General features: G+C 72.8%; 9 protein-coding genes. 1 reads left to right on the top strand and 8 read right to left on the bottom strand.

What is annotated here, in order from left to right; translation table 11 throughout:
- Window positions 1-30 precede the first annotated feature (30 nt).
- The 5 genes from Ato02nite_RS45020 to pdhA all read right to left on the bottom strand — a co-directional run bounded on the left by Ato02nite_RS45020 (window position 31) and on the right by pdhA (window position 7974).
- A complete protein-coding gene (locus Ato02nite_RS45020; RefSeq protein WP_213012865.1) occupies window positions 31-3810 on the bottom strand; it encodes an LppU/SCO3897 family protein in 3780 nt (1259 codons plus the stop codon).
- Between the two features lie 318 nt (window positions 3811-4128).
- Window positions 4129-4266, bottom strand: coding sequence for a hypothetical protein (locus Ato02nite_RS45015; RefSeq protein ID WP_213012864.1), 138 nt, complete (start codon window positions 4264-4266; stop codon window positions 4129-4131).
- Between the two features lie 176 nt (window positions 4267-4442).
- Window positions 4443-5825 (bottom strand): dihydrolipoamide acetyltransferase family protein, encoded by a 1383-nt coding sequence (locus Ato02nite_RS45010; RefSeq protein ID WP_438873119.1) that lies wholly within the window; start codon window positions 5823-5825, stop codon window positions 4443-4445.
- A 5-nt stretch (window positions 5826-5830) separates the two neighbouring features.
- Window positions 5831-6820 (bottom strand): alpha-ketoacid dehydrogenase subunit beta, encoded by a 990-nt coding sequence (locus Ato02nite_RS45005; RefSeq protein ID WP_213012886.1) that lies wholly within the window; start codon window positions 6818-6820, stop codon window positions 5831-5833.
- The gene (gene pdhA, locus Ato02nite_RS45000; protein ID WP_438873118.1) at window positions 6817-7974 is read right to left on the bottom strand and encodes a pyruvate dehydrogenase (acetyl-transferring) E1 component subunit alpha; all 1158 of its coding nucleotides are present in this window, start codon (window positions 7972-7974) and stop codon (window positions 6817-6819) included. The genes Ato02nite_RS45005 and pdhA overlap by 4 nt, the downstream gene beginning before the upstream one ends.
- Before the next feature lie 402 nt (window positions 7975-8376).
- Between pdhA and Ato02nite_RS44995 the strand changes: the two genes are divergently transcribed.
- Window positions 8377-9477, top strand: a complete 1101-nt coding sequence (locus tag Ato02nite_RS44995) for a hypothetical protein (RefSeq protein WP_213012861.1) — start codon at window positions 8377-8379, stop codon at window positions 9475-9477.
- A 2-nt stretch (window positions 9478-9479) separates the two neighbouring features.
- Here the strand turns inward: Ato02nite_RS44995 and Ato02nite_RS44990 are convergent, their stop codons facing one another.
- The 3 genes from Ato02nite_RS44990 to Ato02nite_RS44980 are packed head-to-tail and all read right to left on the bottom strand — an operon-like array spanning window position 9480 to window position 14042.
- Window positions 9480-10691, bottom strand: coding sequence for a hypothetical protein (locus Ato02nite_RS44990; RefSeq protein ID WP_213012860.1), 1212 nt, complete (start codon window positions 10689-10691; stop codon window positions 9480-9482).
- A 34-nt stretch (window positions 10692-10725) separates the two neighbouring features.
- Window positions 10726-12408, bottom strand: coding sequence for a GTPase (locus tag Ato02nite_RS44985; protein ID WP_213012859.1), 1683 nt, complete (start codon window positions 12406-12408; stop codon window positions 10726-10728).
- Window positions 12405-14042 (bottom strand): ABC transporter, encoded by a 1638-nt coding sequence (locus Ato02nite_RS44980; RefSeq protein WP_438873121.1) that lies wholly within the window; start codon window positions 14040-14042, stop codon window positions 12405-12407. Before Ato02nite_RS44980 ends, Ato02nite_RS44985 begins: the two co-directional genes overlap by 4 nt.
- Between the last annotated feature and the right edge of the window lie 145 nt (window positions 14043-14187).

Raw genomic sequence — 14187 nt, 5'->3', positions numbered from 1 at the left:
CGGTACGGCACGAAGGTGGTCAGGATGACATCAGCCCTGCGGCTTGAGGCAGAGCACCTGGTTCTTGCCGTCGCTGGTCGGGTTCAGCACGTGCGGCTGCTGCGGGTCGGGACACTTCGACTGGTCGTCCACGATGGACACCACCTGGAACGAGGTGGCGTCACTGCAGTCGACCTTCACCGCTTCGCTGCCGTCCTGCTTCACGCACTCACCGGTGTTGACGGTGAGCGTCTCGTTGTCGCCGCCGGCCACCAGATAGACGATGCCGAACACCACACCGAGCAGCAGAACCGCGCCCACCACGACCGAGACCAGGATCGGAAGCATCCGCACGTGCGGCGTCTCCGGCTTGGCCGGCGCGGCACCACCCGGACCGGGCCAGCTGGTGGTGTCGTCCGGGCTGGGCGGGGTCACCGTGGCGCGGCTCGCGGCGCCGGAGGTCTCCGGCGAGACCGGCATCGGGAAGCCGGTCGGGGCGTACGCCTCGTTGCCGCGACCCGAGATGTCGGTGGTCAGCTCGCTGTACTGGTCCGCGCCCGGCGCCGTGCCGTTGACCGCGTAGGGGCCGTTGCCGTTGGGCGGCGGGAACGGCGGGTAGCCGCCACCCGACGCGGGTGCCGGGCTGGTGAACTCGGCGAGTGGGTTACGCGGCTGCTCCGGACCGGGCTGGGCCGGCGGCGCGGCCGGGCTGCCCGGGGCCGGCGGGGCCACCCGGGCGCTGGCCGAGGCCCGCGCGGTGGCCCGAGCCGGCGACAGCGGCGCTACCCCGGCAACACCCGGCTCGCCGCCGGGTGCGTTGTGGTCACCGCCCCGCTGCGGGTACGCCGGTGAGCCGAACCCGCCCGGCGCACCGAACTCGCTCGGTGTTCCGGCGGGCGAGCCGAAGCTGGCCGGGGGTTCGAATCCGGCCGGTGCGGCGGCCGGTGCGCCGTAGGTTCCCGAGGCGGGGCGGCCGGCGTCGAACGGCAACTCCACCGGAGCCGGGAAGCCAGGCTCGTCGGCCGGTTCGTCGTCCTCCGGCTCGGCGGCGGCCGGGCGGCCGTAGACACGAGCCTGCGACGCCGCGGGCGGCGGCGGGAGCTCGGCCGGGTCGACCGGGGCGCTGCGGCTGGTCGACGGCACCGAGGCGCTCGCCGTCACCGGCCGGGCCGAACCGACCGCCGGGGCCGACTGGTCGGACGGGTCGCGCGGCGCCGGCACCGAACGGTTCTCGGCCACTACCGGGCTGCCGGCCAGCCCGAACGAGGCACCGGGCACCCGCTGCGGGTAGGCATTGGGCTCGGCGTCCGGAGCGTCCGGACGCCGGTAGATGGCGTGCTGGTCGGAGGCGTCGCCCGAATCGCCGTCGGGCGCGGCCGGGCGGGCCGAGCCGTAGAGCGGGCGCGCGTCCTCGGCGGGACCGCCGGCCGCGCTGCGGAACGGCGCCACGTCGCTGCTGCCGAACGGAGCGGCCGGCGAGGCCGGCTTGAACGGTGCCTGCTCGTCGTCACTCTCATCGGGCGAGCCCGGCCGAGCGGACCCGAACGAGGACGAGGGCTGACCCGACCCGAACGGCGCGGGCTGGTCACCCGCAAACGGCGTCGAGGATCCGGGCCGGTCACTCCCGAAGGGTGCGGAGGATCCCGGCCGGTCACCCGCGAACGGTGCGGCAGGAGAACTCGGCTGGGCCGACCCGAAGGGTGTGGCCTGGTCGGCGGCCGGAGAAGCCGGCTGGGCGGAACCGTACTGCGTTCCGGGGCGGGCGGCGCCGAGCGAAGACTCGTCGCCCGAACCGAACGGCTTCTCGCCGCCGAACGCCGATGCGTCCGAGGGCATGGAACCGAAGGCCGCCGGCTTCGAGTCGCCGTGCGGAGAAGCGGCGCCGCGCGGTTTGAACGAGGAGGCCAGCGAGTCGGGCCGGGCCGAGCCGGGCGAACCCTCCGAGCGGGCGCTACCGAACGGCGAGCCGGCCGTTTCCGGCGCACTGCCGAACGTGGCGCTGTCACCGGGCGTGGTGCGACCGAACGGGTCGGGCAGGCCGTTCCGGGCCGAGTCGGCAGTGGCCGAAGGCTCGGCTGCCGGCCGGCGGCCGAACGGCCCAACCTGGCCGTCCCCGGAGGGCCGGCCGAACGGATCACCCTGGTCGTCGGCGGACGGGCGGCCGTAAGTGCCGTCCTTGCCGTCGGTGGACGGGCGGCCGAACGAATCGCCCTGGTCGTCGGTGGAGGAGCGGCCGTAAGCGCCGTCCTTGCCGTTTGCGGAGGGGCGGCCGAACGGGTCGCTCTGGGCTTCGGCGGACGGGCGGCCGAACGGGTCCGCTGATGAACCGGCGGAACGGCCGTAGGGGTCGGACGACGCTGCCGCCGGGCGGCCGAACGGGTCGGACTGGCCTGCGTCGGGCTGGGCCTCGGCCGGGCGGCCGTATGGATTGGGCTGGCTGTCGGCGGAGCGGCCGTAGGGGTGCGGGGCCTCCTCGACGGACGGGTCGCCGAAGGCGCTGAACGAGCCGGCGGCCTGGTCCGGGCCGGCCGTGGTCGGCGGGCCGAACGGGGCCTGCTGGCTGCGGATCGGCAGGTCGGTGATCGGCGCGGACTCCGACGGTGTCTCGGCGGAGGCCGGGGTGGCGGCGCCGCGCAGCGGGAAACCGCCGCTGTCGCCGCCGCGGCGGGTCGGGAAGCTCGCGTTGCCGGAGCGCAGCGGGAAGCCGCTGCTGTCGGTGGCGCGGGCCGCGGCGTCGTCGGGCCGGGCCGGCGGGAAGCCGCCATCATCGCCGGGCCGGGCGGTCGGGAACCCGCCACTGTCGCCGGAGCGGCCGGCGCGCACCGAGGACGGGGCGTCGGGCAACTCGGCCAGGGTGGCGCCGGGCACGCGGACGCGCTGGGCGCCGAAGACAGAGACGCCGGGCGGGCGGCCGGTGGCCGGGTCGACGTCGTCGGTCGAGGGCAGGTCGGGCAGGCTGCCGCGGCCGGGGGTGCCGGCCGCGAAACCGTCGAACTCGCCGATCGTGCCCGGGTCGACCGTCGCGGGCTTGCGCTGTGGCAGCGGGAAGGGGTTGTCACCGCTGGTGACGGGGGCCGGGGCCTGCTGCGGCGCCCACGCCGAGCGCGGCGGCTCGGGGGCGTTGCCGGAGGCGGGCACGAACGCGGGACCGGACGACGGTGCCGAGCTCTGGGGCGGGCCGGCGGCGTCGGAAGCCGGGGCGCCGGACGCACCGCTGCCGGACGACGAGGCACCGGCCGCAGCGGCCGGAGCGCCGAAGGGCGAGGTGCCAGCGTCGGTGGCTGGAGCGCCGAAGGGCGAGGTGCCGGCACCGGTGGCCGGAGCGCCGAAGGGCGAGGCTTCTGAGGCGCCGCGTGGTGACGCGTCGGCGCTGCCGAACGGGGACGCTGCGCCGCTGCCGCTGCCGTTGTCGACGGGCGGCGGTGGGGCGAACGGCGAGGAGGCCGCCTGCGGCGTGGCCGAACCGTAGGACGCGGCGGCGCCGGGGGAGACCGAACCGTATGGCGAGGCGGGGCGCGGCGACTCCTCCTCGGGCTGTGGCACGCGGGCCGAGCCGTAGGAGGTGCCGGTCGGGCGGGCGGGGCTTGCGGCCGCCGCCTCGGAGCCGGAACCGAACGTGCGCACCGCGGGCACCACGAACGGCGAGCCGCCGTTGGGTGTTGCCGGCGGCGGCGGAGCATACGAGCTGGGGAAACCGTCAGTGGGCGGCGGAGCCGAAGCCCGGCCGGCGATTCGCCGACCGTCGGCGTCCGGCGGGAAGCCGTCCGCGGTGGGCCCGCCCGACGTGGCCTCGGCCGGTTGCGTACCGGCGTACTGCCCCTCGGACGTCATGAGCGCCTCCTCGTGAATGCGGCCGTGCCAGCTTTGCACGGACGCGGAACACCGGCCATCCGCACCGGCGCGCCGTGCCCAGCACCAAGGCCAGGCCGTGCGGGACCCGCCGACGCGGTTTGCGCCCTTCGGAGGCCCCGGTCCCGGGGCCGACCGGCCGAGCCGGCTCTGGGACCGTGCCCAACCGTACCGGGCCGAGGCGGTAGGAGGAATCCCGGTGTACGCCCGGAAGGGGACAGCGAACGGATCTTTAAGACTGTCTTCAAACATGCAACAGCCCGCCCGGATGGATCCGGGCGGGCCGTCGTAAGAGCTAGCTCAGAAGGTCTTGCGCTGGGCGAAGATGGCGATCTCGTCCCGCATGGCCTGGGTAGGAGCGGACTGCCAGGCGCGGTCGATCGCGCGGTTCTCCCGGTTGATCATCCGACGCTGACGGACTCGATCAACGATGCTCATGATGGTGTTTCATCCCCCTCGGCCCGGCTCGGGCCAACTTCTTGGTGCTCGTCTCGATGCGATACCAATTCTGGCTCGCATCGAGACGAGTTGCCAACGATTTAGGGGGTGATGCTGAGCACCTGCTTAACGATCGAAGGTCGAAATAACCAGTTGCCTAATTTCCTGCGGCATGCCTACGTCCAGGAGAGCAATGCGCCCTCCGGGTCGGTGAGGAATTCGCCGACGTCCCGGAGGAACTTCGAGCCCAGTTCGCCATCGATGATCCGGTGGTCGAAGGAGAGCCCGAGGGTGGTCACCTGACGGATCTTGATCTTGCCTTTGTGGACCCACGGCATCGGCTTGACCGCGCCGAACGCCAGGATCGCCGACTCGCCCGGCGGCAGGATCGGGGTGCCGGTGTCGACCCCGAACACGCCGACGTTGGTGATCGACAGAGTGCCGCCGGCCATGTCCGCCGGAGGGGTCTTTCCGGACTTCGCAACCTGTACAAGTGTGTTGAGTGCCTCGGCCAGCTCTCGCAGACTGAGACGCCCGGCGTCCTTGATATTGGGAACGATGAGACCGCGCTCGGTCGCCGCGGCGATGCCGAGGTTGACGTACTCCTTGACGACGATCTCGTTCGTGCCCCCGGACCAGGTCGAGTTGACCATCGGGTGGCGTCCGACGGCCAGCAGCACCGCCTTGGCCACCAGCAGCAGTGGGGAAACCCGCAGGTCGGCGAACTCGCGCCGGCCCTTCAGTTTCTCCAGGGCCTTCATCGAGCGGGTCACGTCGATCGTGAGGAACTCGGTGACGTGCGGTGCCGTGAACGCCGACGCGGTCATGTTCTCCGCGGTCAGCTTCCGGACACCCTTGACCGGGATGCGCCGTTCGCGGGAGCCGTCGATAACAGCCGTGGGCTGGGGTGCCGCCACTGCCTGGTGTACGTCGTCCCGCGTCACCGACCCCATCGGCCCGGACCCGGTGAGCGACGTCAGGTCGACGCCGAGATCGCGGGCCAGTTTCCGGACCGGCGGCTTGGCCAGCACCCGCGCCGATGCCACCGGGACCTCCGGTCGCACGGGCGGGGATGCCACGACGTCCGCGGCAGCCGCCGGAGGCGGGGGGCTGACAACGTTGGCCGGTGACTCCGACGGCGTACCCAATCGGGGTCGTCTTTTTGCGGTGGTGGTTTTCGGGCCGTAACCCACCAGCACCGCGGTGCGGCCGCCCGGAGCCGGACCACCGATGAGGCCGGGCTCGACCGCCCCTTCGGCCGGCGCGATCTCGACCGCCGCGAGCGATTCGGCCGACGGCACCGGCCCGGCCGAGGGATCGGTGTCGATGGCGACGATGGGCGAGCCCACCTCGACCGTCGTGCCGGCCTCGTGGAAGATCCGGGTGACCACGCCGGCCCATTTCGCCGGGATCTCGACGGCCGCTTTCGCCGTCTCCACCTCGACGATCGGCTGGTTCAGCTCGATCGTGTCGCCCACCTTGACCAGCCAGGCGAGGATCTCGCCCTCGGTCAGGCCTTCGCCGAGGTCGGGCAGGGTGAACTCCTTGATCCGCGACATCGGCGTCACCAGCCGAACGAACGGTCGACGGCGTCCAGCACCCGGTCGAGATCGGGGAGGTACTCCTCCTCGACCCGGGCGGCCGGGTAGGGAATGTCGTAGCCGGTCACCCGCAGCACCGGTGCCTCCAGGGAGTAGAAGCACTCCTCGGTGATCCGGGCGGCGAGCTCGGAACCGAGGCCGAGGTTGCCGGGGGCCTCGTGCACGACGATGGCCCGGCCGGTGCGGCGCACCGAGGCGTAGACCGTGGCCATGTCCAGCGGGGAGAGCGAGCGCAGGTCGATGACCTCGAGGTTGCGGCCGTCCTCGGCCGCCGCGATCGCGGCGTCCAGCGAGGTGCGGACCATCGGGCCGTACGCGAGGATCGTCGCGTCCGTCCCGGGTTTGACGACGCGCGCCGCGTGCAGCGGGAACGCCTGGTCGAGATCGGCATCGAGGTCGACCTCGCCCTTCTCCCAGTAGCGCCGCTTCGGCTCGAAGAAGACGATCGGGTCGTCGGACGCGACCGCCTGGCGGATCATGGTGTAGGCGTCGGCCGGGTTGGCGCAGGTCACCACCTTGAGGCCGGGAACGTGCGCGAACAGCGCCTCGGGCGACTCGGAGTGGTGCTCGACCGCGCCGATGCCGCCGCCGAAGGGGATGCGGATGACGATGGGCAGTCGCACGTTGCCGAGCGAGCGGTAGAACATCTTCGCGACCTGGGCGACGATCTGGTTGTAGGCCGGGAAGACGAACCCGTCGAACTGGATCTCGCAGACCGGGCGGTAGCCGCGGATGGCGAGACCGATCGCGGTGCCGACGATGCCGGACTCGGCGAGCGGGGTGTCGATGACCCGGTCCTCGCCGAAGTCTTTCTGCAGGCCGTCGGTGATCCGGAAGACGCCGCCGAGCTTGCCGACGTCCTCGCCCATGATGACGACCTTGGGGTCGCTCTCGAGCGAGCGGCGCAGACCGTGGTTGAGGGCCTTGCCCAGGGTGATCGTCTCGGCCATCAGTTCGCGCTCCCCTCGAACGTCGCGTGGTAGCGCTCGAACTCGGCGCGCTGGGCGTCGACCTCGGGCGAACCATGCGGGTAGACGTTGTCGAACATCGTCACCGGCTGCGGGTCGGGCATGGCCAGCACCCGCTCGCGCAGGTCCAGGGCGAGCGTCTTGGCGGTCTCGTCGACCTCGCCGAAGAACGTGTCGTCGGCGATCTGCTGCTTGGTGAGGAACGACTTCATCCGGGCGATCGGGTCTTTCGCCTTCCACGACTCGACCTCGCTGGCGATGCGGTAGCGGGTCGGGTCGTCGGAGCTGGTGTGCGCGCCCATCCGGTAGGTGTATGCCTCGATCAGGCTCGGGCCCTGGCCGTTGCGGGCCTGGTCGAGCGCGGCCCGGGTGACCGCGTAACTGGCCAGCACGTCGTTGCCGTCGATCCGGATGCCGGGGAAGCCGTAGCCGGCCGCGCGGCGGTAGAGCGGGATGCGGGTCTGGCGCTCCAGCGGCTCGCTGATCGCGTACTGGTTGTTCTGGCAGAAGAAGACGATCGGGGCGTTGAAGACACCGGACCAGACGAACGCCTCGTTGACGTCGCCCTGGCTGGTAGCGCCGTCGCCGAAGTAGGCGATGACCGCCTCGCCGTCGGCGTTGCCGATCTTGCCGTCCATGGTGATGCCCATGGCGTAACCGGTGGCGTGCAGCGTCTGCGAGCCGATCACGATCGTGTAGGTGTTGAACTTGAATTCGTTCGGGTCCCAGCCGCCCTGGTCGACGCCCCGGAACAGGCCGAACGGCATGATCGGGTCGATTCCGCGGGTGTAGAGGACACCGTGCTCGCGATAGGTCGGGAACGCCATGTCCTGCTTGCGCAGCGCGCGGCCCGAGCCGACCTGGGCCGCCTCCTGCCCCAGCAGGCTCGCCCAGATGCCCAGCTCGCCCTGCCGCTGCAGGGCGGTGGCCTCGGCGTCGAGACGCCGGACCGTCACCAGGTCCCGGTAAAGCTCCTTGTACTCGTCGTCGGTGAAGTCGACCGAGTAAGTCATGCCGTCCGCCGTGGTGACGCTGTCGACGCGTTCCCCATCGGGGGTGAGCAGTTGGACGAAGCCGCCGGCCGGGGCGTCGGCCCCGACTTCGCTTTCGCCGTTCGCCATCCGTGTCTCCCTGTTCATCTCTTGCGCCCGCGGCAGGTGTTGCCTGTCCGCGCGGCGAACCGCTGGGTCGCCGCGCCTGACCCGGGTGAGGTTGCCGCGCGGCGGTTCGGCGCGGGCCGAGACCCCGCCGGGGAGTGACGGCCCCCACCTCGCCCCGCTGGATTCGGCGGAAAGCGACGGCGGCGGTGCCGTCTTCCTCATCCTGACAGAGAACGTGAGCGCCGTTACAGGTCGGCTCGATCACAGTCGGAAATTTCCCCGTCACATAGGTGCCCGTATTTGTCCTATTAAGTGGTTTTCGTACGGTCACTACCGTACGAACAGGCTATTTCCCCCGCTGCGGATACCGAGGTGCTTCGTTCATCCCTCTGACCGAGACGGATCCATGTTGATCTCTTGCGTTCTGGGAGGGAACCCACCGTGCCGCAGCACCCGGACGACGACCTCGTGCCGCCGATCAAGGTCATGCGGAAGCGGTTGAACGGGGTGTACCGCGCCGACGCCGGATTCTCCGGCCCGACCCGGCGCTATGTGCTCCTGGTGGCCCTGCTGGTCGGGCTGGCATCGGTGCCGACGCTGGCCGCCATCACCGCCGGCTCGAACGAGTTGGCCGACGGCCGGACCGACACCATGGACGTCCCGGTGCTGCCACCGGCCCTGCCCGGGCCGGTCCTCCCGCCCGAGGCCAACCTCCCGCAGTCGGGTCTGCCGCCGTCGACGCAGGGCGGTTCGGAGGGCGCCGACGCGGCGATCCGGGCCGGCCGGCTGATGGGTGCGGCCGGCCAACGCCGGCCACGATCAACGGCCTCCGCCGGTCCGGCTTCCGGTTCCGGTTCCGGCTCCGAGCGGCGCCGGCCGGGCGACCGGGACGGGTACGCCGAGCAGCGGCGCGACCGGCCCTCGGGTTCGTCGTCGTCGGGGTCCGGCTCGTCCGGCTCGTCCGGTTCTGACAAGGGTGCACGGCCGAGCGAGCCATCGATGCTGGAGTTTCCGGCGCTGCCCGGGATGCGAATTTTGCCGGGACTGCCGTCGGTCAGCGGGCGGAAAGTTCATCGCCCCGGCGTGCTGCCGACGCTTCCGGTCGATCCACCGGTCGACCGGGAAAAGCCCGATCAGTCCGATTCGGACGGCGACGACCCGGACCACCACGAGGAACCACCGGCCCGGCCCGCCCAGCCGTGCGACGAAGGCCCGCGCCGCCGCAAGCACGAACGCTCCACCGACAGTCACCGGTCCGACGACCGGTCCGAACACAGCCGGAGGTCAACCGTGACCGAGCGCCCGAGCAACGTCCGACCCGCCAGCATCCTCGAGCTCGAGCACTCCGCGGGCGCCGGCCACAATCGCCGGCACATCCCCGAGTCACGCGGTGAGGACAACCGGAGCATCAACCACCCGTACCAGGGCAGCCACCGGGCCGGCCGCGAGCACCGCGACGACGAGACCGCGGCCCAGCGCCGCAGCTCCCGAGTGGGCCGCCACCACGCCGAGCACAGCGAGGACCTCAGCGGCCACTGGTGATCCTAGGGTTCGTCCAGCCGGTGCCGGTTGGCGTCGAGCCAGGCCTCGATCGCGTCCGAGTCCTCCGGGTCGACGCCCTCCGAGATGAGCTGGGCCACGGCCGCGGTGGCCGGGCTCCGGCGTTCACCCGTGGCGTAGAGGCGGGCGAACTCGGGGATCATCTCCTCGACCATCTCGTCGGTCTGCGCGGCCGCCGACTCGGGCAGGGCGCGCCGCCGGGTCGTGTAGGCCGACCAGGCGCGGGTCACCCGGGGCAGCATCGCGGCGTCGTCCATGTCGAGGACCGCGCGGCGGTGCACCCAGTCCAGCAGGAACAGTCCGGCCACGGCCGGGCTCCAGCGCAGCGGGTCGCCGCCCGGGAGGCTGGCGGCGTGGTCGAGCAGCAGGCTCAGGCAGAAGTGCAGGGACGCCACCTCGGCGTCGGCGTCCACCGAGTCGAGGCCGAACCGGGCCGCCTCGGCGCTGCCCAGAAAGTCGCGGACCAGGTCGGAGTTGCTCGGCCGCGGCGGCTCGGCCAGCCGCGGGGTGCCCGCGGTCGGCAGCAGCGCGAGACGAGCCGCGGCCAGGGCGCGGTCGGTGGCCAGCGAGCCGTCGGCCGGCAGGTCACCCAGGCCGTCGGTGATGGCCATGTAGCGGTCGACCTCGTCGCGCACGCGGCCGGGATCTTCCTCGCGGAACCAGGTCAGCTCGTCCTCGGCGCACATCTCGCGCACCTGCTCGAGAACGCGGCCGGCGTCGGAGCCGACGAAGACGTCCTTGGTGATGCCGATGTTGTGGTCGACCAGGGCGACGACCGCGTGCTCGGGGCCGCCGTCGTCGGTGTCCTCGTAGGCGAACGTGACCAGGTAGGACGTCTGGTCGCCGTAGATGTCCCCGTACGCGTAACAGCCGGTGGGCCGGACCCGGCCCAGCTGCGCCGTCCAGACCGGGGCCTGCGCTCCGCGCCGGACCTGCGCGGCACCCGCCGCATCGGGCACGAGGGCGGCGAAGACCTCGCGGATGGTGGTGGCCGCCACCGTGCGGCGGCGGGTGGTCGCCGAAAGGAACTCGCTCACGAACTCGCGGACGGCCGCGGCACGGTCGTCCTGAGCCACCGAGTAAACGCTGCCGAGCAGTGCGGTGCCCAGCATCTCGGCGTCCAGTGCGCAGTCGAGTTTCGCCACGTCGCGAGCTGCGTGCAGCACCGCGTCGTACGGACTCTGGGTAGCCGACATATCGCGAGCGTACCGGGGCGGCGGCACCCGGTGACTACTCCGATCGAACGGTCGTGAGCGCCTCGCGCGCCTGTGCGTACGCGTTCAGCACCTCACGCACCGGCGCCACCACGTATTCCCTGGCCACGTCGGTGACACCGGCCCGCAACCGCTGCTCGGCCCGGTGCCGCGCGCGCCGGGCACCCCACTCGACGATCGGTTTGAGCAGCAGCCAGAGCAGGACTCCGCCGATCAGGCCACCGAGCAGCAGCAGGGTAGGCAGCGGCACCTCGCCGACCTTGGGGTGGTGCAACTCGGGCAGGCCGAGGATCCGCACCACGTAACCGGCGAGCAGCCAGCCCAGCCCGAAGATCGCGGCGGCGGCGAGCATCCATTGCAGCAGCCCGACGCCGCGCCACCACAGCGGAGTGCGGTCGGTGCCCAGGTCGGCCTGGGCGACCGCCCGGTCGAGGGCGTCGGGAAGGTCGTCGACCCGGGAGCGGGCCGCGTTGTTCAGGGCCGGCGCCCACGTCGGCGGCAGCGGCGCCGCGGCCCGGCTGGCGACGGCCCGCACGGACAGGCCGACGGCCGACTTCTGGGCGGCGTCCGCCTCGGGCACCGACGTGCGCGGCACGATGTCGGTGGAGACCGCGTCGGTCTCCGGCTTGGCGCCCAGGTGCAGCCGGCGCAGCGGGTCGGGCCGGAGCTTGCGCACGCCGCGCAGGACCGGCCAGCCGGTGGCGGTGGCCGCGCGGTGGCGATAGGAGCCGGCGGCCGCGTCGGCGACCGCGCCGACCCCGGCGGAGGCGGCGAGTGCGTCGGTGAGCTGCCGGACCGTGCTGCGGTCGACCTCGTCCTCGGCGGCCGGTGGGCCGATCATCGCGGTGAGCGGCCCGCTGACCGCCTCGAGGTCACCAGCCAGGCGACGCAGGGCGGCCTGCCGGTCGGCGACCGTCTTCTCCAGGGTGCCGCGCAGCTCGGCGAGCATGCCGGGCTGCTTGGCCGAGGTGGCCAGCACCGGGGCGCCGGTGAGGCCGTCGTCCTCGAGCAGCCGGCGCAGGTCGCCCAGCACCGTCTCGGTGTCCTGGGTGGACAGCCGGTCGGCCTGGTTGAGCACGACGATGGTGACGCCGGAGTGGTTGCGGAACTGCGACAGGTAGGCCTGGTGCAGGATCCGGTCGCCGTACTTCTGCGGGTCGACCACCCAGACCACCTGGTCGACGAGGCCGAGGAGCCGGTCGACCTCGAGCCGGTGACTGCGCTCGATGGAGTCGAAGTCGGGTAGATCGAGCAGCACGAGCCCGCGCAGCGCGACCTCGTCGTCGCCGTCGAGAGCGCTCTCCCGGATGAAGCGCTGCCGTGGCAGCACGCCCACCCAGTCGAGCAGGCGGTTGGCCGGTTCGAGCGGCCCCCAGACGCAGGCATGTGCCGCGCCGGTGGTGGGCCGGCGCACGCCGACCGGCGACAGCTTCAGCCGGGCCAGGGCGTTGAACAGGCTCGACTTGCCGCTGCCGGTGCTGCCGGCCAGCGCCACCACGGTGTGGTCGCGGGACAGCGCCAGCCGGGTGCCGGCCCGCTCGACCAGGGTGTGCGCCGCCACCAGGTCGGCGTCGGGCAGGTAGGGGTCGACCAGACGCAGGAACTTGGCCAGCGACTCCAGTCGCAGCACCAACTCCTCGGCGTCGATCCGGCCGTCGGTGCTGGTCAGAATCCCGCGCACCTTCTCAACCAAGCTCATGACGCGCTCCCCGTCAACGCGAGTTCCGCACGGGCGATCTCCACCTCGGCGGCCGCTCGCCGCAGATCGGTGGCCGGCGCCGTGTCGAGGCCGGTGGCCGCCGTGCGTTCCGTATAGCGTGCGGCCTCGGCGTCGAGCAACTCACCCACCCGGAAGAGCAGATCTTCCCGGGCGCGGTTGGCCAGCCCCCGGATCGCCTGGTCGCCGAAGACCGCCTCGAGCACCTTCTGCGCGGCCACCGTGGTGCCGACGCCGGCCGCCACCTCGAGCCCGGTCGGGATGAAGGCGGTCGAGGTGAAGACGGCGATCATCACGGCCAGGCCGGCACCGTTCACGGCGTAGGCGGCACCCCGGGCGACCACCCGTTTCTCGGCGCTCTGCTCGCGAACCAGGCCGAGCACCCACTGCTGCCAGTCGCGGACCAGGCGGTCGGCGCGCTGCGGCAGATCGTCCGCGGCGCGCTGCAGCGACGGCTCGAGCAGGGCGGCACCGGCCGGGTGCGCCTGCCACGCCGAATAGGCCTGCTCGGCGGCGTCGGTCGCGACCCCGCGAAGCAGCGTGACCAGCTGCGACTCCAGCGCCGTCTGGAGGTTGCGGCCGGGCAGCGGGCGCCCGGTGATCGCCGAGACCACCCGGTCGCGCCACTGCCCGACGCGGCTCTCCAGCGTGCGCATGAACTCGCCGGTGCCGATGAACTCCTGCCAGCGGGCCAGCACCTCACCGCGCAGCAGCCGGCCGTCGCGCAGGCCCTCGACCACGGTCTGCCGGGCGTTGCGATAGGCGACGGTGACCCGCTCGTCGAGCGCCCGGGCGGCCACCGCCTGATCATCGGCCGCGTCGGCGAGCCCGGACACGGCCGGCCCGAGCGCCGCGAGCGCGCCGTCCAGGGTCTGCCGCACCACCGCCGAGCGCGCGTTGGCGTCGGCCGCGAGCTGCTTGAACCAGTCGTGCAGCGGCCCGATCGTGTCCTCGGCGATCAGTCCCTGACCGTCGAGCGTGGTCTCCGGCAGCACGAACAGCGGCGCGGCGCCGAGATTGCGGGCCGCGAGCATCTCGCGCAGGTGGGCGGAGATCTCGGCGGCCGCGTCGGGCGGGACCCGGTCGAGCACCAGGGCGATCACGGTGCCGCGCAGCCGGGCGGTGGTGAGCAGCTCCCAGGGCACGTTGTCGGCGTACCGGGCCGCGGTGGTCACGAACAGCCAGAGGTCGGCCGCGGCCAGCAGCTGGGCCGCGAGCCGCCGGTTGCCCTCGACCACCGAGTCGATGTCGGGCGCGTCGAGAAAGGCGAGTCCGGCGCCGAGCGCCGGGGCGGAGACGATCTGCAGGGTACGCGGGTCGGCGCTGGACTCCGGGGTGCGAACCAGGCCGGGCAGCAGCTGACCCTGCCGGAACCAGGGCAGGTCGGAGGGGTTGCTGACCAGCACCGGCGAGCGGGTCGTCGGGCGCAGCACGCCGGCCGTGCTGACCGGGGTGCGGACCAGGCTGTTGACCAGGGTCGACTTGCCGGCACCGGTGGAGCCGCCGACCACCACGAGCAGGGGCGCGTCGAGCCGGGCGAGCCGCGGCAGAAGGTAGTCGTCGATCTGGGCGACCAGGGCCGCGCCGATCCGGCGGGCGTCCTCGGCGGAGGGCATGACGAGCGGGTAGGAGGCGCCACCGATCGTGGCCCGCAGCCCACTGAGCGCCGCCGCGAGCCGGGTGACCTCGGCCGGGGGCTCGGTGGGCACCGGCTCGGGCTCGGGGTCCGGTTCGGGCTCGGGGTCCGGTTCGGGCAGCGGC

Origin of the sequence: Paractinoplanes toevensis (genome assembly GCF_018332695.1) — a bacterium.
Lineage (GTDB): Bacteria > Actinomycetota > Actinomycetes > Mycobacteriales > Micromonosporaceae > Actinoplanes > Actinoplanes toevensis.
The sequence above is the reverse complement of the archived record's forward strand: the minus strand, read 5'-3'. Positions and strand labels throughout refer to the sequence as shown.